Source organism: Humibacter sp., assembly GCF_051954055.1.
In the GTDB taxonomy this organism is placed as follows: domain Bacteria; phylum Actinomycetota; class Actinomycetes; order Actinomycetales; family Microbacteriaceae; genus Humibacter.
In genome coordinates this window covers 20,079-37,453 of sequence record NZ_JBQCIE010000136.1, presented here as the reverse complement: position 1 = coordinate 37,453, position 17,375 = coordinate 20,079, and the positions used below count along the sequence as shown (strand labels likewise).

At 68.2% G+C, this 17,375-nt stretch carries 19 protein-coding genes and 1 tRNA gene; 4 read left to right on the top strand and 16 right to left on the bottom strand.

Going from position 1 to position 17,375, the window contains the following annotated elements; translation table 11 throughout:
- Window positions 1-44: 44 nt before the first annotated feature.
- The 5 genes from ACTHNC_RS17775 to ACTHNC_RS17755 are packed head-to-tail and all read right to left on the bottom strand — an operon-like array spanning window position 45 to window position 6,176.
- On the bottom strand, window positions 45-1,202 hold the full coding sequence (locus ACTHNC_RS17775) for an acyl-CoA dehydrogenase family protein (RefSeq protein WP_440295960.1): 1,158 nt from the start codon (window positions 1,200-1,202) through the stop codon (window positions 45-47).
- Between the two features lie 10 nt (window positions 1,203-1,212).
- Window positions 1,213-2,079 carry an HpcH/HpaI aldolase/citrate lyase family protein gene (locus ACTHNC_RS17770; protein WP_440295959.1) on the bottom strand — a complete coding sequence of 289 codons (867 nt, stop codon included), beginning with the start codon at window positions 2,077-2,079 and terminating at the stop codon, window positions 1,213-1,215.
- A complete protein-coding gene (locus ACTHNC_RS17765; protein ID WP_440295958.1) occupies window positions 2,069-2,560 on the bottom strand; it encodes a MaoC family dehydratase in 492 nt (163 codons plus the stop codon). The genes ACTHNC_RS17770 and ACTHNC_RS17765 overlap by 11 nt, the downstream gene beginning before the upstream one ends.
- Window positions 2,557-4,563 carry an ATP-binding protein gene (locus tag ACTHNC_RS17760; protein ID WP_440295957.1) on the bottom strand — a complete coding sequence of 669 codons (2,007 nt, stop codon included), beginning with the start codon at window positions 4,561-4,563 and terminating at the stop codon, window positions 2,557-2,559. Before ACTHNC_RS17760 ends, ACTHNC_RS17765 begins: the two co-directional genes overlap by 4 nt.
- A 5-nt stretch (window positions 4,564-4,568) precedes the next feature.
- On the bottom strand, window positions 4,569-6,176 hold the full coding sequence (locus tag ACTHNC_RS17755; RefSeq protein WP_440295956.1) for a carboxyl transferase domain-containing protein: 1,608 nt from the start codon (window positions 6,174-6,176) through the stop codon (window positions 4,569-4,571).
- A 121-nt stretch (window positions 6,177-6,297) separates the two neighbouring features.
- On the opposite strand from ACTHNC_RS17755, the gene ACTHNC_RS17750 reads away from it, so the two are divergent.
- Window positions 6,298-6,894: a TetR/AcrR family transcriptional regulator gene (locus ACTHNC_RS17750; protein ID WP_440295955.1), complete on the top strand. Its 597-nt coding sequence runs from the start codon at window positions 6,298-6,300 to the stop codon at window positions 6,892-6,894.
- A gap of 92 nt (window positions 6,895-6,986) precedes the next feature.
- On the opposite strand, the gene ACTHNC_RS17745 is transcribed toward ACTHNC_RS17750, so the two are convergent.
- From ACTHNC_RS17745 to ACTHNC_RS17730, 4 genes are all read right to left on the bottom strand, one after another.
- Complete coding sequence (locus ACTHNC_RS17745; protein ID WP_440295954.1) at window positions 6,987-8,192, bottom strand: cytochrome b/b6 domain-containing protein; 1,206 nt, start codon at window positions 8,190-8,192, stop codon at window positions 6,987-6,989.
- A gap of 336 nt (window positions 8,193-8,528) precedes the next feature.
- The gene (locus tag ACTHNC_RS17740) at window positions 8,529-9,497 is read right to left on the bottom strand and encodes an electron transfer flavoprotein subunit alpha/FixB family protein (RefSeq protein WP_440295953.1); all 969 of its coding nucleotides are present in this window, start codon (window positions 9,495-9,497) and stop codon (window positions 8,529-8,531) included.
- An 11-nt stretch (window positions 9,498-9,508) separates the two neighbouring features.
- The gene (locus ACTHNC_RS17735) at window positions 9,509-10,285 is read right to left on the bottom strand and encodes an electron transfer flavoprotein subunit beta/FixA family protein (protein ID WP_440295952.1); all 777 of its coding nucleotides are present in this window, start codon (window positions 10,283-10,285) and stop codon (window positions 9,509-9,511) included.
- On the bottom strand, window positions 10,282-12,048 hold the full coding sequence (locus ACTHNC_RS17730) for an acyl-CoA dehydrogenase (RefSeq protein WP_440295951.1): 1,767 nt from the start codon (window positions 12,046-12,048) through the stop codon (window positions 10,282-10,284). Before ACTHNC_RS17730 ends, ACTHNC_RS17735 begins: the two co-directional genes overlap by 4 nt.
- Before the next feature lie 125 nt (window positions 12,049-12,173).
- Between ACTHNC_RS17730 and ACTHNC_RS17725 the strand changes: the two genes are divergently transcribed.
- The gene (locus ACTHNC_RS17725) at window positions 12,174-12,569 is read left to right on the top strand and encodes a ChaB family protein (RefSeq protein WP_440295950.1); all 396 of its coding nucleotides are present in this window, start codon (window positions 12,174-12,176) and stop codon (window positions 12,567-12,569) included.
- Between the two features lie 27 nt (window positions 12,570-12,596).
- Here the strand turns inward: ACTHNC_RS17725 and ACTHNC_RS17720 are convergent, their stop codons facing one another.
- The 6 genes from ACTHNC_RS17720 to ACTHNC_RS17695 all read right to left on the bottom strand — a co-directional run bounded on the left by ACTHNC_RS17720 (window position 12,597) and on the right by ACTHNC_RS17695 (window position 15,758).
- The gene (locus tag ACTHNC_RS17720; protein WP_440295949.1) at window positions 12,597-13,526 is read right to left on the bottom strand and encodes a diacylglycerol/lipid kinase family protein; all 930 of its coding nucleotides are present in this window, start codon (window positions 13,524-13,526) and stop codon (window positions 12,597-12,599) included.
- A gap of 92 nt (window positions 13,527-13,618) precedes the next feature.
- Window positions 13,619-13,993, bottom strand: coding sequence for a type II toxin-antitoxin system VapC family toxin (locus ACTHNC_RS17715; protein WP_440295948.1), 375 nt, complete (start codon window positions 13,991-13,993; stop codon window positions 13,619-13,621).
- The gene (locus ACTHNC_RS17710) at window positions 13,990-14,253 is read right to left on the bottom strand and encodes a hypothetical protein (protein WP_440295947.1); all 264 of its coding nucleotides are present in this window, start codon (window positions 14,251-14,253) and stop codon (window positions 13,990-13,992) included. Before ACTHNC_RS17710 ends, ACTHNC_RS17715 begins: the two co-directional genes overlap by 4 nt.
- A 107-nt stretch (window positions 14,254-14,360) precedes the next feature.
- Window positions 14,361-14,433: transfer RNA gene (locus tag ACTHNC_RS17705), tRNA-Arg, on the bottom strand.
- Window positions 14,434-14,497: 64 nt separating this feature from the next.
- The gene (locus ACTHNC_RS17700; protein ID WP_440295946.1) at window positions 14,498-14,983 is read right to left on the bottom strand and encodes an HIT family protein; all 486 of its coding nucleotides are present in this window, start codon (window positions 14,981-14,983) and stop codon (window positions 14,498-14,500) included.
- 16 nt (window positions 14,984-14,999) lie between these two features.
- A complete protein-coding gene (locus ACTHNC_RS17695) occupies window positions 15,000-15,758 on the bottom strand; it encodes a dienelactone hydrolase family protein (protein WP_440295945.1) in 759 nt (252 codons plus the stop codon).
- 107 nt (window positions 15,759-15,865) lie between these two features.
- Here ACTHNC_RS17695 and ACTHNC_RS17690 point away from each other — a divergent pair, with 107 nt between their 5' ends.
- On the top strand, window positions 15,866-16,159 hold the full coding sequence (locus ACTHNC_RS17690; protein WP_440295944.1) for a GNAT family N-acetyltransferase: 294 nt from the start codon (window positions 15,866-15,868) through the stop codon (window positions 16,157-16,159).
- Between the two features lie 9 nt (window positions 16,160-16,168).
- Window positions 16,169-16,540, top strand: a complete 372-nt coding sequence (locus ACTHNC_RS17685) for a VOC family protein (protein WP_440295943.1) — start codon at window positions 16,169-16,171, stop codon at window positions 16,538-16,540.
- Here ACTHNC_RS17685 and ACTHNC_RS17680 read toward each other — a convergent pair.
- The gene (locus tag ACTHNC_RS17680; protein WP_440295942.1) at window positions 16,515-17,225 is read right to left on the bottom strand and encodes a hypothetical protein; all 711 of its coding nucleotides are present in this window, start codon (window positions 17,223-17,225) and stop codon (window positions 16,515-16,517) included. The two genes, ACTHNC_RS17685 and ACTHNC_RS17680, sit on opposite strands and share 26 nt — an antisense overlap.
- Window positions 17,226-17,375 lie beyond the last annotated feature (150 nt).

Genomic DNA, 17,375 nt, shown 5'->3' with positions numbered 1-17,375 from the left:
ACGATCATGGCGCACGTTCGGGGGTCGGCGCAGGTTCGGGTCGGCTACAGGCCCAGCGAACGGGCGATGAGCATGAGCTGCACCTCCGTCGTACCCTCGCCCACCTCGAGGATCTTCGAGTCCCGATAGTGCCGTGCAACGCGGAACTCGTTCATGAAGCCGTTGCCGCCGAACACCTGGGTGGCGTCGCGGGCGTTGTCCATCGCGGCTTCACCGGCGACGAGCTTCGCGATGGATGCTTCGGTCTTGAACGGCTTGCCGGCGAGCATCAGCGCTGCTGCGTTGTAGTACGCCTGGCGTGCCACATGCGCCCGCGCCTGCATGCGCGCGATCGTGAACGCGATCGACTGGTACTCACCGATGGCGTGGCCGAACGCCTCGCGCTCCTTTGCATACCGCACCGCCTCGTCGACGCAGCCCTGAGCCGCCCCGACCGCGAGCGCGGCCACGGCGATGCGCCCCTCGTCGAGGATGCGCAGGAAGTTCGCGTAGCCGCGTCCGCGCTCACCGAGCAGGTTCTCGCGGGGCACCCGCACGTCGTCGAAGGCGAGGCCGTGGGTGTCCGACGCGTTCCATCCGACCTTGTTGTAGGGCGGATCCACCGTGAATCCGGGGGTGCCGGAGGGCACGATGATCGTCGAGATCTCCTTCTTGCCGTCCTTCTCGCCCGTGACAGCGGTCACCGTGACGAGCGAGGTGATGTTGGTCCCGGAGTTCGTGATGAACTGCTTGCTGCCGTTGATCACCCACTCGTCACCGTCTTCACGAGCGGTCGTGCGCGTAGCGCCGGCGTCGCTGCCGCCGCCCGGCTCCGTGAGGCCGAAGCCGCCGAGCGACGTCCCGGCGGCGAGCGGCGGCAGCCAGGTCTGCTTCTGCTCCTCGGTGCCGAACCGGTAGATCGGCATCGCGCCGAGTGAGACGCCGGCCTCGAGCGTGATGGCCACGCTCTGGTCGTACACGGCCAGCTCCTCGATCGCGAGGCAGAGCGCGAAGTAGTCGCTGCCCATGCCGCCGTACTCCTCGGGGAACGGCATGCCGAAGAGCCCCAGCTCGGCCATCTGCGCCACGACCTCGTACGGAAAGCTGTGCTCCTCGTCGTGCTTCGCCGACACCGGCTCGACCACTTCGCTGGCGAATTCGCGCACGTGCGCCGCCAGCTCGCGGTACTCCTCCGGCAGCTCAGCCATCAACGGCTCTGGCATGTTCTCTCTCTTACTCTCGGGCCTCTCGGGGCTCTCCTTGGTTCGCGGCAGCGTTCAGGATGCTCCGCGCCTGTCGCATCAGCGGCTCGTCGACCATGCGCCCGCGCACGGTGAAGACGCCGTTGCCCGCCCGGCTTGCGGCATCCATCACCTCGTGCGCCCACGCGATCGCGTCGGCGGAGGGTGCGAAGGCCCCCCTCAGCACGGCGACCTGGCGTGGATGGATGCACAGCGCGCCGGCGAATCCGCTCGCCGCGGCATCCGCCGCCTCCTGGGCCAGTCCGTCTTCGTCGGCGATGTCGAGGTGCACGGTGTCGTAAGCCGGCTTGCCGAACGCGGCCGCCGCGATCAGAACCCTGGCTCGTGCGTGACGTGCCACATCGCGGTAGCGGCCGTCGTCCCGCCTGCTCGACGTGCCACCGATCGCGGCCGCCAGGTCTTCTGCACCCCAGGTCATGGCGATCACGGCGTCGCTGGCCGCGAGCTCCTCCGCGTGTACGACGCCGAGGGGGCTCTCGCAGAGCGCGACGACTCTCACGTCGTCGATCGCGGACCCCAGCCTCTCGACCTGATCGACGCTCTCCGCCTTCGGCAGCATCAGCGTGCGGAACGGGGTGTCGAGCACGGCACGGATGTCCGCCTCGTGCTCGCCGGTTTCGGTCGCGTTGACGCGCACGATGGTGGCCTCCGGACGCAGCCCTGCGTCCGAGGCGGTTCGCAGCGCGCGACGGGCGGCATCCTTCCCGTCGCGCGCCACCGCATCCTCGAGATCGAGGATGACCGTATCGGCCGCGGCCGCCGCCTTCGCGTACCGGTCGGGCCGATCGGCCGGGCAGAACAGCAGGGCCGGCCCGGGCAGAGTGCGCTCAGTGCTCATCGGACCGCTCCGGCCTGCACAGCATGAGGGTCGATCGCACGGCGACCGCGACCACCTCGCCGCGCTGATTGCGGCCGGTGTGCTCGAACTCCACGATGCCCTGGCCCGGGCGGCTCTTCGAGAGCCGCTTGGAACGTATGCGCGTCTCGGCATACAACGTGTCGCCGGCGCGCATCGGGCTCGGGAAGCGGATGTCCGCGAAGCCCAGATTCGCCACGATCGTGCCCTGCGTGAGCTGCGCCACCGACATTCCGACCAGTGTCGAGAGCGTGAACATGCTGTTGATCAGCCGCTCGCCGAACTCGGTGGATGCCGACCACGCGGCATCCAGGTGCAGCGACTGCATGTTCATGGTGAGGGTCGTGAACAGCACGTTGTCCGCCTCGGTGACCGTGCGGCCGGGAGCATGCACGTACACCGCACCCTCCTCGAACTCCTCGAAGTACAGCCCGCGCTGCTGGATGCGTCGTTCCTCGCTCACGAGTCCTCCCCGTCTTCGGTCACGGAAACCACGGCGACGACCTGGTCGCCCGTCACCTGGTCGCCGACCGCGACCCGCAGCGACACCGTGCCGGCGTGGGGTGCCCGCAGCACGTGCTCCATCTTCATCGCCTCCACGATCAGCACAGGGTCGCCCTCGGCGACTTCCGCGTCGTCGTCTGCTGAGATCACCGTGACGGTGCCGGGCATCGGCGAGCGCAGCTCGGGGTTCGACGCCTCGTCGTCGGCGGCGTTCGAGACCGCCTGACGTTGCACGAGCGTCCAGGAGGCGCCGTCTTGGAACAGCAGCACGCGGTCGCCGTCCACGGCGAAGCGGTACGGGCGCGTCACCCCGCAGGTGCTGATCCGCGCGATCTCGCCGTCGAGCTCGACGGATGCCTCGACCGGATCCGCCTCTCCCACCGCGACGTGCGCGGCGCCGGGCGCACCGGCGATCAGCACATCGGTCGCGTGCTGCTGGCCGTGCGGCGCCAGCGCGTAGCGCGACGGGGCGTGCTCGCCCAGCCGCCAGCCGGAGGGGGTGTCCCACGGGGCACCGCCCGCGCGGTCGTACGCCAGCGAGTGCAGCACCAGGGCCGCCGCCGCGAGCACCTCGTCGTCCGCTTCGCGGAACCGCAGGCCGTCGAGCCGGCGCTCGATCAGTTCCGTGTCCAGCCGTCCGGCGCGCACCTCGGGGTCGTCCACCAGCAACCGCAGGAACTCGACGTTGGAGTCGACGCCGAGGGTCACGAACCGGCCGAGCGCGGCATCCAGGCGCTCCAGTGCCGTGGCGCGATCCGGCCCCCACGCGATCAGTTTGGCCATCATGGGGTCGTAGTCCGAGGTGACCGTGAGCCCCTCGATCAGCGCGCTGTCGACACGAATGCCGTCGCCGGCCGGCTCGTCGAGCTGCAGGATGCGCCCGCCAGTCGGCAGAAATCCGCGCTGCGGTTCCTCGGCATAGATGCGAGCCTCGACCGCGTGCCCGGAGAGCGTGACATCCTCCTGAGCGAAGTCGAGTCGCTCCCCCGCCGCGATGCGGAGCTGCTGCTCGACCAGGTCGATCCCTCGGCGGCCGTCGATGACGCCGACGAGCTCGGTGACCGGATGCTCCACCTGCAGCCGAGTGTTCATCTCCATGAAGAAGAACTCGTCCGGCGCGTCCGCCGAGACGATGAACTCGACCGTGCCCGCACCGCGATAACCCACGCTGCGGGCCGTCTCGACCGCCGCCCGGCCGATCCGTTCCCGGGTGGCGGCATCCAGCAGCGCGGAGGGCGCCTCCTCGATCACCTTCTGGTGCCTGCGCTGCAGCGAGCACTCCCGCTCGCCCAGGTGCACGGTCGTGCCGTGCGCATCCGCGAGCACCTGCACCTCGATGTGCCGTGGCGTCTGCACGAAGCGCTCGATGAAGAGCGTGTCGTCACCGAACGACGAGGACGCCTCGCGACGTGCGGTCTGCAGCGCGGGCAGCAGATCGCGCTCCTGCTCCACCAGGTGCATGCCCTTGCCTCCGCCGCCGGCTGAAGGCTTGATCAGCACCGGAAAGCCGATGTCGAGCGCCGCGCGCGCGAGCGTCTCGTCGTCGAGGCCGGGTTCCGCGATGCCCGGCACGGTGGGAACACCTCGCCCGGCGACCGCCTTCTTGGCCGTGATCTTGTCGCCCATCACCTCGAGCGCCTCGACACCCGGACCGATGAACACAATGCCGGCTGCCTCGCAGGCGCGGGCGAAGTCGGCGCTCTCGGAGAGGAATCCGTATCCGGGGTGGATGGCATCCGCGCCCTGCGAGCGCGCAGCATCGATGATCCGCTCGATGGACAGGTAGCTCTCCGCGGCTCGGGCCGGCCCGAGGCGGACCGCGACATCCGCAAGGCGCACGTGGCAGGCATCCCGGTCGGCGTCGCTGTAGACCGCGACCGAGCGGATGCCCAGCGAACGAAGGGTGCGGATGACTCGGCAGGCGATCTCGCCGCGGTTGGCGATGAGCACGGTGTCGAACATGGCGGTCACATCCTGAAGACGCCGTAGGAGACGTCGTCCATCGGGGCGCGGGAGCAGACCTCGAGCGCCAGGCCGAGCACGGTGCGCGTATCGGCGGGGTCGATGACCCCGTCGTCCCAGAGCCTCGCGGTCGAGTAGTAGGGGCTGCCCTGCTTCTCGTACTGCTCGATGACCGGCTCCTTCAGTGCCGCCTCTGCCTCCGCGGAGAGCGTCTCACCTTTGGACTCCAGCTGGTCGCGGCGGATCGTGGACAGCACAGATGCCGCCTGGCGTCCGCCCATGACCGAGATGCGACTCGCCGGCCACATCCAGAGGAATCGCGGCGAGTAGGCACGTCCGCTCATCGAATAGTTGCCCGCGCCGAACGATCCGCCGATGATGACCGTGAGCTTGGGCACCCTCGCACAGGCGACGGCCGTGACCATCTTGGCCCCGTGCTTCGCGATGCCGCTCGCCTCGTACTCCCGGCCCACCATGAAGCCGGTGATGTTCTGCAGGAACACCAGCGGGATGCGCCGCTGATCGCACAGCTCGATGAAATGCGCGCCCTTGAGCGCGGACTCCCCGAACAGCACGCCGTTGTTCGCGATGACGCCGACCGGGTGCCCGTGGATGCGTGCGAATCCCGTCACGAGGGTGCGCCCGTACTCGCGCTTGAACTCGTGAAACTCACTGCCGTCGACGATGCGCGCGATGACCTCGCGCACGTCGTACGGCTCCTGAAGGCTGACCGGCACGACGCCGTACAGCTCGCCGGGATCGACGACCGGGTCCGCGCTCGGCTCCACCCGCCAGGCACGTTCCCGCGGCGGAGGCAGCTGCTCGATGATGTCGCGAACGATGCGCAAGGCGTGCGCGTCGTCGTCGGCGAGGTGGTCCACCACCCCGGAGAGCCGCGCGTGCGTGAGCCCGCCGCCCAGGTCTTCAGCGCTGACGACCTCGCCCGTCGCTGCCTTCACGAGCGGCGGTCCGCCGAGGAAGATCGTGCCCTGGTTCTTCACGATCACTGTCTCGTCGCTCATCGCCGGAACGTACGCACCACCCGCGGTGCTGGAGCCGAGAACGGCGGAGATCTGCGGGATGCCGCGGGCGGACATCCGTGCCTGGTTGTAGAAGATGCGCCCGAAGTGCTCGCGATCGGGGAAGACCTCGTCCTGGCGCGGGAGGAAGGCGCCGCCCGAGTCGACCAGGTAGACGCACGGGAGTTCGTTCTCCAGCGCGATCTCCTGCGCACGAAGGTGCTTCTTGACGGTCATTGGGTAGTAGGTGCCGCCCTTGACCGTCGCGTCATTCGCCGCGACCATCACGAGTCGGCCGTGGATACGCCCGATTCCCGCGATGAGGCCGGCACCTGGCGCGTCGCCGTTGTACATGTCCTCCGCGGCGAGCGGTGCGATCTCGAGGAACGGGCTGCCGCGGTCGAGCAGGCGGTCGATGCGGTCCCGGGGCAACAGCTTGCCGCGAGCCACGTGACGCTCCCGCGACGCTTCGGAGCCGCCGCGGGCGACCCGGCTCAGCCGTTCGCGGAGCTGTCGGACCTGCTCCCGCTGCGCCTGGTCGTTGGCGGCGAATTCGGGACTCGAGCGCCGTGCGGCACTGGTCAGCACATCCATGGCAGCGTCTCCGGCAGCCGCGAGAGAAGGAATGCGGCGATCAAGATTCAGTGAACGGTGAATAACTGATTTCAGGTTATCGATCGTTCACCGAGTTGTCCAGGCGGATATCCTGTAAGACGTGGCACAGACCTGGCGAGCGACCGAAAAGGCACGCACGCGCCAGAAGTATCTGGATGCCGCCGTGCGGCTCTTCGCCCGCCGCGGCTTTCATGCGGTCTCGATCGACGAGCTCGGCTCGGCCGTCGGGCTGAGCGGTCCTGCGCTGTACCGGCACTTCCCCGGTAAGGAGGCGATGCTCGGCGAGATCCTGGTGAGCACGAGCGAACGCCTGCTCGTCGGGCTGGAGAAGACGCTCGAGCAGCAGACCTCCGACGAGGAGACCCTGCGCAACCTTGTGCACTTCCACCTCGACTTCGCTATTGCCGAGCGCGACATCATCCGCATCCAGGACCGCGAGCTGCCCAGCCTCCCCGAGGAGCAGAACCGCACGGTGCGGCGCCTGCAGAACCGCTACCTGGACGGATGGGTGGACGTGCTGCTGCGCATCCGACCCGAAGTGACGCGGGCGGATGCCCGGGTGCAGATGCACGCCGTGTTCGGCATCCTCAACTCCACGGCGCACAACTCGATGGCCGACCGTTCGGTGGATGTTCGAGGCATCCTCGAGCAGTCCGCCCTCGCGGTGCTCCTCGGTCCTGTGTCGCCTCGCACGTAGTGCGTCAACATGACACTCGATCGAGAACAGGACAATCTGTCATGGCCCCGGCAGGAGAACGCTTACCGTCATGTCGACGGTTCGAGCGGAGCTCAGCGCGCGGTGACCTTGCCGAAGACCCGGGCGATCGGGGCAACGATGAGCGGCCTGGCCGCCACCCAGCCGGCGGCCATCACCGCAAGCGACAGCACGAAGATCCAGAATCCGACCCAGTTGACGGCATCCTGTCCGCCGTACATGTGGTTCAAGTTGCGGAGCGCACCGGTGGCGAACACGAGTGCGACGTGCACGATGATGAACGCCACGAAGAAGATCATCACGGGGAAGTGCACGGCGCGGGCCCATTCGACGGGGTAGGCAGAGTTGAGCCGCTTCGCGCCCTTGGGCCACACGCCCGACATGCGCACGCCGGTGATCGCGGCCAGCGGCGCAGCGATGAACACCGTCACGAAGTAGGCCAGCTGCTGCAGCGAGTTGTAGTTCACCCATCCGTCGTCGGTCGGCCAGTTCAGCGACGCGTACTTCAGGGCCGCGGTGATCGCGTTCGGGAACACAGACCAGTCGGTGGGCACCAGGCGCATCCACTGTCCGGTCGAGAACAGCAGCACGACGAAGACGGCGCCATTGACCAGCCACAGCACGTCGAGGCCCTGATGCAGCCAGAGCGTGAGGCTGATCTTGTGCTTCGGGTTCCGCTTCGAGGTCCAGAAGGCGTTCGGGCGCTTGTCCCGACGCACGGTCAGTCCGGTGCGGATGATGAGCACGATCAGGAACGCGTTGAAGAAGTGCTGCCAGCCCACCCACGCCGGGAACCCGACGGGCGCGCCGTTCGGCAGCGCGTACTGACCCGGGTAGGTGTGCACGAAGTCGCGCATGAACCCGAGGCCGAGGAACCAGCGCACGGCGAGCACGACGATCGTGACCAGGCCCACGATCGCGAGCGCGAGGATGACGGCGACGCCGACCCACTGCGCCGGGGTGAGGGGGCCGAGCTTGCGGGGGGCCGTGCTGGATGCCGCCGTGGCTGCCGGACGAGCGAGCGTCGGCGTGCGCGGCACGGCGGGAGCTGGCGTGCGCGGCGCGGCGGGCGTCGGCGTGCGCGGCGCGGCGGCGGGCGCAGGAGCGGCGGGAGCTGCCGGCGCAGAACTCGACGCCTCCGGTTGCGGCTTGGCCGGCGCGCTGGGGGCCGCGGTGCTCGCCGTCTTCGGCAGACCGGTGCGGGGCAGCGACGACCGGCGCTTCGGGGGCTGCGTTGATGCGATGGGCTCGGCCGCGGCAGTGGGGTCGGAGTCAGGCACCGGGTTCGCGGCCGGCTCTGGCGCGGCGGCTTGCTCCGCAGCAACAGGACGAGACGCCGTGGCCGCTGGCTGTTGACTCTGCGTGGCCGCCCCGGGTCGCGGCAACCCCCGACGCACGGTACGTGCCTTCGCATCGGATGACGCGCCGGAATTCGGAGGATCGGCCGGATGCGAAAGCGCTTCCTCGTGCGGCCGATCGTCCGCTTTCCGGCCGATCGTGTCAGGGGGTGGGGCGACTTCTGACACGGATTCGGCCGGGTCGGCCGGCGGAGTCGCGGGCGGCCACGCCTCGCCGCCGGGGGTCCGAGGCAGGCCTCGCCGTAGAGCCGCCACAGGCTACGCCTTCCGGGCCTTCAGCGCCGAGATCAGCTGCGGAACGACCGTGAACAGGTCGCCTACGATGCCGAAGTCGGCGATCTCGAAGATCGGAGCGTCGGCATCCTTGTTGATGGCGACGATGGTCTTCGCCGTCTGCATTCCCGCCTTGTGCTGGATCGCCCCCGAGATGCCGAGCGCGACGTACAGTTGCGGGCTCACCGAGACGCCGGTCTGCCCGACCTGGTACGAGTGCGGCACGTATCCGGCGTCGACGGCGGCTCTGGATGCCCCGACCGCCGCGCCGAGCACGTCGGCCAGCTGCTCCACGAGTTCGAACTTCTCGGCAGAGCCGAGTCCACGGCCACCGGAGACCACCTTCGCGGCACCGCGCAGCTCCGGTCGCGAGGAGGTCGCGACCTCGGCCTCGAACGACTCGATCGTGGCGGCACGCGCTCCGGACGGCGTCACCGTCAGCTGCTGGGACTGCACCGGAGTGGCCTCGGCACGAGCATCCACCGATCCCTCGCGCAGCGTGATGACGGCGGGGCCGAACGTCGCGGCGGAGTCCACGTTGAAGGAGCCGCCGAACACCGAGTGGTGCACGACAACGCCCTCCTCGTCACGGGAGACGCCGACGGCGTCGACGGCGATCGGCAGTCCGGCGCGGGCGGCGAAGCGACCAGCGACATCCCGTCCATCGACGGAGTTGGAGATCAGGACGGCGTCCGGCTGCACCAGCTCGAACGCCGCCGCGAGCGGATCGACCACCGGAACCGTGAGCTCGGCACCCGGCGCGGCCAGCAGCACCCGCTGTGCGCCGAGCGACGCCGCCTGCTCGGCGACGCCCTCCGCATCGGAGACCACGAGCGCGACCGGCGTACCGACCTGAGCGGCGGCGCCGAGCAGCCCTGCGGAACTCTTGGCGAGCTGTCCGTCCGCACGCACCTCGAGCAGGGTCAGGATGGGATTGCTTCCGAAATCGGCCATCGTCATCTCCCTCACGCCAGCCGGTTCTGCACGAGGAACTCGGCGAGCTGCTCGCCCGCATCCCCCTCGTCGACGATCTTCACGCCAGCCCCGCGCGGCGGCCTCTCGCTCACCGCGATCATGATCGAGCGCGGCGCGTCCTCCCGCTCCGCGACGATCCCGAGGTCGTGAAGCGAGAGCGTCTCGTAGGGCTTCTTCTTGGCCGCCATGATGCCCTTGATGTTGGCCATCCGGGCGTCGGGAAGCGACTCGGTGATCGAGATCACAGCGGGGAGGGATGCCGACACCGTCGCGACACCGTCGTCCAGCACGCGTCGTCCCGACACGGAGGCATCCGAGATCTCGACCGAGGCCAGGGCGGTCAGCTGCGGAACGCCGAGGCGTTCGGCCACCATGGCCGGGATGACGCCGCCGGAGCCGTCAGTGGATTCGTTGCCCGCGATCACAAGGTCGAAGCCCGTGCGCTGCAGCGCGGCGGCCAGCACCTCCGACGTGAGGCCGAGATCCGCACCCAGCAGCGTCTCGTCCACCACCTGCACGGCGGAGGATGCCCCCATCGCCAGCCCACGACGGATGCTCGACTGCGCCGACTCCGGCCCCATCGACAGCAGCACGATCTCGGAGTCCGGATGCCCGTCCGCGTGCGCGAGCGCCACCTCCAGCGCGCGCTCGCCGATCTCGTCGAGCACCTTGTCGCTCGCCGCCCGGTCGACGATGCCGGTCTCCAGGTCGAGCTTGCGATCCCCGTAGGTGTCGGGGACCTCCTTGACCAGAACGACGATCTTCATCGGACCGGCACCGCGTCGAACGCGTACAGGTCGTCGGCGCCCGCCGTTGCAGCGCTCTCGAGTGCCGAGACCTGTGGCAGAAGCTGCTGCGCGTAGAAGCGGGCGAGCACCAGCTGCTCCGCAGCGGAGTCGTCGCCGATGGATGCCGCGGCGAGCGCCGACTTCGCCAGGAGCCACGCGCAGACGCACAGTCCCCACATGCGCAGGTAGGGGCTCGACCCCGCCAGCACGGCACGGGGGTCGGTCACGCCCGCGCGAAGCATCCACTCCGTTGTGCGCTTGAGAGCGCTCAGGTGGACCTCCAGCTGGGACCGGATCGCGGCGAAGTCGTCGCCGGCGACCGCCAACTCGTCGTCGAGCGCGCGCAGCTGCTCGATGAACTCCAGTGCCGATGCACCGCCGCGCACGGGCAGCTTGCGGCCGACCAGGTCGGCGGCCTGGATGCCGTTGGTCCCCTCGTAGATCGCGGCGATGCGGGCGTCCCGGTAGTGCTGGGCGACCCCGGTCTCCCCGATGTAGCCGGATCCGCCGTGCACCTGCAGCGCCAGCGACGTGAGCTCGATGCCCTGATCAGACCCGAAGGACTTGCAGATCGGGGTGAGCAGGGCGACCACCTCGCTCGCACGTTCCCGCACCGCGGCGTCGGGGTGGTGGGTCGAGAGGTCGACCTGCGCGCCGTGCAGCAGGATGAGCCGCCGCAGCGCCGCGATCGACGCCTGCTGGGTGAGCAGCATGCGACGCACGTCGGGGAACTCGATGATCGGCGACGGCTCGGACGAACCGGGGGCGTGGCCCTGGATGCGCTGCTTCGCGTACGCCAGAGCGTCCTGGTACGCGCGCTCTGCCAGTGCAACGCCCTCGAGCCCGACCGAGGTGCGGGCGGTGTTCATCATGATGAACATGATGCTCATGCCGCGGTTCTCCTCGCCGAGCAGGTAGCCGGTGGCGTCCTCGTACGACATGACGCACGTCGGAGAGCCGTGGATGCCCATCTTGTGCTCAACGGACAGCGCACGCACGCCGTTGCGCTCGCCGAGGGAGCCGTCGTCGTTGACCAGGAACTTCGGCACCACGAAGCAGGAGATCCCGCGCGTACCCTCCGGCGCATCCGGTGTGCGCGCCAGCACGAGGTGCACGATCTGATCGGTCAGGTCGTGCTCGCCGAAGCTGATGAAGATCTTCTGCCCGGTGATCGAATAGGTGCCGTCTTCGCGACGCACCGCGCGCGTGGTCAGTGCGCCGACATCCGACCCGGCCTGCGGCTCGGTCAGGTTCATCGTTCCGGCCCACTCGCCGGTGACCATCTTCGGCAGGAACCGCTGCTGCAGCTCCTCCGTGCCCACGGCGGTGAGCGCCTCGATCGCGCCCTGTGTGAGCAGTGGTCCTAGCGCGAACGACATGTTCGCCGAGGTGATCATCTCCTGCATCGCGAGGCCCACCGTGCGCGGGAAGCCCTCGCCGCCGAACTGCTGTGGCATGGGCACGCTCCCCCACCCGGTCTCGACGTAGGTGCGGTAGGCGTCCTTGAACGCCTGCGGCACGGTCACGGAGCCGTCGGGGTGGTACTTCACGCCTTCGGTGTCGCCGATGCGGTTCGTGGGTGCGATGACCTTCGTGACGAATTCGCCGTAGCTGTCGAGCAACTCGACGACCGTGTCGAGATCGGCGTGCTCGAAGCCAGGCAGAGCGGAGACCTCCGGATACCCGACAACGTGTTCCAGAGCGAACCGGAGATCAGTGAGAGGTGGACGATACTCAGCCATGCCTCCACGTTAATGGACGTTAACTGGATGTGAGAAGGGGATCGGTGTCAAGGCCCTGTGATTCGGGCTCGGCTCAGAGTGAACTGGGCGTTTGGACGCGAACTGTGCGTCGGAAGGAGATTCCCATGCCAGGGCGAGAGGACATGCCCTCGACGATCCGTCGGTCGGACAAGCACGCTCAGAACCTGTGGGCGAAGACCCACGATTCGGCCGTCAAGGAGTACGGCGAGGGACAACGATCACACCGCACGGCGTTCGCCGCGCTGAAGAACGAGTACGAGAAGATCGGCGACCACTGGGAGCGCAAGGCGGAACGCGGCCCCTCGGACCGACAGGCCGAGGGCGGCAGGAACACGCGCCGCAAGACGGCAGGCGGAGTGGACGCGAACGCGTCGAAGGAGCACTTGCTCGACGTGGCGCGCAAGCTGGACATCCGCGGCCGGAGCTCGATGAACAAGGACGAGCTCGTCAAGGCGATCGAGAAGGCCAACGACCGAGCGACTGCGAAGAGCCGGTCGTAGCCGGGCTGCAGCCGTCGTAGCCGTCAGCTATCGGATGCGGACGGCGCCTGGCTGGATGCTGATCCCAATTCGCGTCGTCTCGCCGAGGTCGTCACCGTCGACCTCGAACACCCGCGGCTCGTCGAGTTCGATCGTGAGCGTGGTGACACGCCGATGCGTGGTGCTCTCGCTGCTCTCGGCGGCGTCATCACCTGGCGTCATGAGCCGCTTGATCCCGTTGTGCCACGCGAAGTTCCGTAGCGTATCGGCCCACCCGGCGATTCCTTCCGCGTTCAGGATCAGAAGGTCGAGTTCGCCGTCCGCGGGATCGGCATCGGGGAGCAGGTTCAGACCGCCTTGGAGAGTGCCGCAGTTTCCGACGATCACCGTGTGAGCAGTCTCCTCCGTCATTTCGTCTCCGTCGGCCGCGATTCGGATGTCGATCACCTCGCTGGCCGAAAGAGCTCGTCCCAGGGACTCGACGTAGGCGACCCACCCTGCTTTGTCTTTGAGGTCGTCATTCGTCTCGGTGATCATGTGTGCGTCGATTCCGAAGCCGGCCATGACCGCGAATGCATGCCGCTCGATGCCACCTGGTAAAGCGAGCTCGGCCCAGCCGATGTCGATCGTCCTCGCCGTGCCGTCGAGTGCGCGTGCGAACGCCGCGGCTAGATCGTTCAGGGGAACGCCGAGATTGCGAGCGAGGAGATTCCCGGTGCCCAGCGGGATGATCCCGAGCTCGACCTTCGCGTTCGTCTCGGCGAGATGCTCTGCGACCGCCCTGACGGTGCCGTCTCCCCCGGCCGCGAGCACGAGATCGACACCGGCGTCGAGCGCTGCGGCTGTGGCCGCATGACCAGGATCCTGCTCGCTGGTCTCGAACCACGAGACCTTTGCCTGCCGAGCTACCGCGGCCTCCAGGTCTTCTCGGCCGGTCTTCGACGCATTCCAGACGATACCCACGTGCTCTGCGCTCATGGCCGCGTTCCCTTCGTCGGATGCTCTTGTCGTAGCTCATCGGTGCTTCGAGTATCTGGAAGATCGCGGGCGCATACCAGCGCAGTCGCAGGTCATCGGGCTGCGGCGCGCTCCCAAGCCTTGGCGAGACGTTGGTCGAAGGTCTCGAGTCGGACGCCTTCGTGCAGTGCAGTCGCGAGAGCGCAGGTGTCGGGCATCTTGAGCCCGTGGCGGGCCCGGGCTTCGGCCAGGATAAGCGCCTCGTCATCGCCGAGGTCGGCGACGACGACACCAACGCGATACAGGTCGTCGCGTGCTTCCTGCGACCGACCGTTTCGGGCCGGGCCGACCAAGGCTTCGGCGAGGTTCATCGCGTGGACAACGAACGGTGCATCATCGCTTCGCGACATAATCTCGAGCGCCCTATCGAAGTGAACGTCGTTCCTGTCAAGGAATGCGATCAAGATGCCCGCGTCGAGGACGATCACTCCGGCCAGCCCTCGCGCAGCTCCTCGAGGTAACCGGGCCCGAACATCCCGGTGTACTTGCCGGCGACTTCAGCGACCACGGCACGCTGACGCGCAGCCAATTCGTCGTTGCCGGCCTCCACGACGTGTGCTCCCTCCTCGATGAGGCGCAGCAGCAAGGCGCTCGGTCGCTGCCCCGGCCACCGCTTCTCAGCGACCTCCAGCGCGTGCTGAACCTCGCTGGTGTGCGTAATCATGGTGCGCGGAAGAGTGGTGGACACACCCCAAGTGTAACACTTGGGGCAACGGTGCTACACCGAAATTCGACTCCGCCAAATCAGAAAACGGCCCGCTTTCGCGAGCCGTTTCGAACTGTCTCAACACAGTGTGCGCCATGAGGGATTCGAACCCCCAACCTTCTGATCCGTAGTCAGATGCTCTATCCGTTGAGCTAATGGCGCCTGGGGTGTGGATCGCCGCTTCCGCTGCCCGATCAACCTGACGACTATATCAGGCGCGGCAAGATCACTCGTAATCGCGTGAGGAGGCCAGGGCAGCCCGGATGCGGGCGGCTACGGCGTCCGCCTCAGCCGGCGACGCGTAGGCGTGCCGCGGGCCCAGCCAGAAGCGCAGGCCGTCGCCCTTCGAACGCGGGATGACGTGCAGGTGCACGTGGGGAACCGACTGCGAGACCACGTTATTGACGATGAGGAGCGAGCCGTCGGCATCCATCGCGCTCTCCACCGCTCGCTCGAGCGCCTGCGACGTGCGCAGCCACGGTACGGCAAGATCCTCGGGCAGCTCGTCGTAGGTCTGCACGTGGCGCCCCGGCACCATCAGCACGTGCCCCGGGAACACCGGATGCGCGTCGAGGAACGCTACGAAGTCGTCGTCCCTGTACACCTCCGTAGCGGATGTCTCGCCCTCGACGATGGCGCAAAATACGCAATTTGCAGCACCACCCTCGACGGAACCCCTCGCGGAAAAGGCTGCACGTGATTCGGCCGGCATCTGAGTCTCCCGCCGCTCAGGCGAAGATCTCGTCGAAGAAGTCGAGCTGCGCCTGCCAGCTGCGCGCATCCGCCACGGGCCGGAAGTTCTCGCCCGGCACGGTGAACGCGTGCGGCGCTCCGCTGTAGGTGACGACCTGCCAGTCGAGGTCCGGCACCGCGCGCAGCTCGTCCTGGAACGCGTGCACGGCCTCGTCGGGCACGACGGGGTCGACGCCGCCGGTGAGCACGAGCAGCTTCGCGCGGATGGCATCCGCATCGCTCGGATCATGCGTGATGAGGCGCCCGTGGAAGGAGACCACACCGCGGATGTCCGCCCCGGTACGTGCGAACTCCAGCGCCGCGGACCCGCCGAAGCAGTAGCCGATCACGGCGATCCGCGACTCGTCGACCTGGGGCAGTTCGGCGAGGGTCTCGTACGCGGCCTGCACTCGGGCGCGGAGCAGCGGGAGGTCCTGGTAGTAACGACCCGCGAGGGCGGATGCCTCTTCGTGGGTGGGGCGGACATCCGCTCCGTAGATATCGGCGACGAAGGCCACGTAGCCCAGCCGGGCCAGCATCTGCGCGCGCAGCTCGGCATTCGGTCCGACGCCCAGCCAGTCAGGGACGACGACGATTCCCGGTCGCGGTTCGCCGGCCGCGGCGTCGTGCGCGACGTACCCTTCGAGCTCGGTTCCGTCATGTCCGTACGTGATCGTGGATGCCTCCAGGCTGGCTCCTGAGGGGATCGGGATCCGGGCGAGAAGGGTCTCATGAGTGGCGGGCAGATCGGTCATCGGCGGCTCCTTCGGTGCGTCCTTGCTCACGTTACGCCGGGCGCACGCGGAGGCGGCGCCGACGGCTGCGGCGCCCACGGTTGCGGTGGGCGACATAGCCTGAGGACATGGCCGAGGAATACGCTCACGAACCGGATGCCCACCGCTACGTACTCCGCGTGGACGGCCAGATCGCGAGCGTCGTCGACTACACGGTGCTGGGCGACGCGCTCTCGATGACGCGCACGTTCACGAATCCGAACCTCCGCGGACGCGGCCTCGCCGGCAAGATCGTCGAGTTCGCCGTGGACGACGTGGAGCACAACACGAACTATCACGTGGTGCCGATGTGCTGGTACGTGGCGCAATGGTTCGACCAGCATCCGGAACGATCCGAACTGCTGAGGGCCAGAACCGCCTAACCTTTCCGCATGGCCATCACCAGAGTGCAGCTCTTCTCTCTGCCCGTCTCCGATCCCGACCGCGCCCGCGAGTTCTACGTCGACACCCTGGGTTTCACCCTGGCCTCCGACACGATGATGGGTCCGGATCAGCGGTGGATCCAGGTGGTGCCGCCGGGAGCCGAGACATCCATCACCCTCGTCACCTGGTTCGAGACGATGCCGTCCGGATCGCTCCGGGGTCTCGTCCTCGAGACGGATGACCTCGAAGGCGACATCGACCGGCTCACGGAGGCCGGCGTCGCGTTCGAATCGGGAATCGAGAGCGCGCCGTGGGGTCAGTACGCGCAGTTCAGCGACCCGGACGGCAACGGCCTCATCCTTCAGCAGACCGCGATGTGACCGTGCGGCGCCGGAACGCGAGCCACGCACCGGCGCCGAGCACTAGCCCGAGCAGCATGGCAACGCCGTGGGCGTCGTCGAAGGCGACCAGCACGATGGCGACAGCGACGCCGATGGCGGCGCAGATGCGGACAGAGGCGGTGGATGCCGCGGCCCGGGATGCCTCCGGCGGCGTCGCCGTGCCACGGCCGGCATCCGCCGCTCCGAGCAGCAGCCCGAGCGCGAACACACTGAACATGAGTCCGTCGTTCGCGAAGGAGCTGCCACCGCCTGGCGCCTGCCACAGGAGCACCGCGAGCAGGTTCAGCACGATCGACGGCACGAGATAGAGCGCGACGGCGAGCCACGGGCCCCAGATCCACGTGCCGAACGTCAGCGCGAGCACGATCACGACGAGGTTGAACACGGCGGCCACGAGGCCGCCATCCTGCGCGCCGAGCGCCGTGAGGATGCGCCACCACTGGCCTTGCGCTAGCGTCGCGTGCGGGTCGCGGGCGAGGACATCCGTGACGGGTGCCATCCAGGTCTGGAGGATCGACGGCACCCCGATCAACACCACGAACACCAGCGCCGGCCAGGGGAACGGCCGCTCGGCGGGCAGCATGCGCAGACCGACATTGACGAACATCGCCAACACCACCACATGACCGACGATGCTGACGACGCTTTCGCCCGAGGTGTCCACGGTGTCGAGGATGCCACTGCGCGCTGGAGCTAGGAGCAAGGGCCATTTCTGGCCCTTGCCGCGACGCCAGCGCCGACCGCCGTCTCGGCGGTCGGTTCGAGCCAGTAAGGCTATCCTCGAAACGAAGCCGCGTGCCGTGTCATGAGCCGC

What these genes read in the sequence shown, in the direction of transcription:
- ACTHNC_RS17775 (WP_440295960.1), bottom strand. Translation starts at nt 1,202, where the DNA reads ATGCCAGAGCCGTTGATGGCTGAGCTGCCGGAGGAGTACCGCGAGCTG.
- ACTHNC_RS17770 (WP_440295959.1), bottom strand. Translation starts at nt 2,079, where the DNA reads ATGAGCACTGAGCGCACTCTGCCCGGGCCGGCCCTGCTGTTCTGCCCG.
- ACTHNC_RS17760 (WP_440295957.1), bottom strand. Translation starts at nt 4,563, where the DNA reads ATGTTCGACACCGTGCTCATCGCCAACCGCGGCGAGATCGCCTGCCGA.
- ACTHNC_RS17755 (WP_440295956.1), bottom strand. Translation starts at nt 6,176, where the DNA reads ATGGATGTGCTGACCAGTGCCGCACGGCGCTCGAGTCCCGAATTCGCC.
- ACTHNC_RS17740 (WP_440295953.1), bottom strand. Translation starts at nt 9,497, where the DNA reads ATGGCCGATTTCGGAAGCAATCCCATCCTGACCCTGCTCGAGGTGCGT.
- ACTHNC_RS17735 (WP_440295952.1), bottom strand. Translation starts at nt 10,285, where the DNA reads ATGAAGATCGTCGTTCTGGTCAAGGAGGTCCCCGACACCTACGGGGAT.
- ACTHNC_RS17730 (WP_440295951.1), bottom strand. Translation starts at nt 12,048, where the DNA reads ATGGCTGAGTATCGTCCACCTCTCACTGATCTCCGGTTCGCTCTGGAA.
- ACTHNC_RS17725 (WP_440295950.1), top strand. Translation starts at nt 12,174, where the DNA reads ATGCCAGGGCGAGAGGACATGCCCTCGACGATCCGTCGGTCGGACAAG.
- ACTHNC_RS17720 (WP_440295949.1), bottom strand. Translation starts at nt 13,526, where the DNA reads ATGAGCGCAGAGCACGTGGGTATCGTCTGGAATGCGTCGAAGACCGGC.
- ACTHNC_RS17700 (WP_440295946.1), bottom strand. Translation starts at nt 14,983, where the DNA reads ATGCCGGCCGAATCACGTGCAGCCTTTTCCGCGAGGGGTTCCGTCGAG.
- ACTHNC_RS17695 (WP_440295945.1), bottom strand. Translation starts at nt 15,758, where the DNA reads ATGACCGATCTGCCCGCCACTCATGAGACCCTTCTCGCCCGGATCCCG.
- ACTHNC_RS17690 (WP_440295944.1), top strand. Translation starts at nt 15,866, where the DNA reads ATGGCCGAGGAATACGCTCACGAACCGGATGCCCACCGCTACGTACTC.
- ACTHNC_RS17685 (WP_440295943.1), top strand. Translation starts at nt 16,169, where the DNA reads ATGGCCATCACCAGAGTGCAGCTCTTCTCTCTGCCCGTCTCCGATCCC.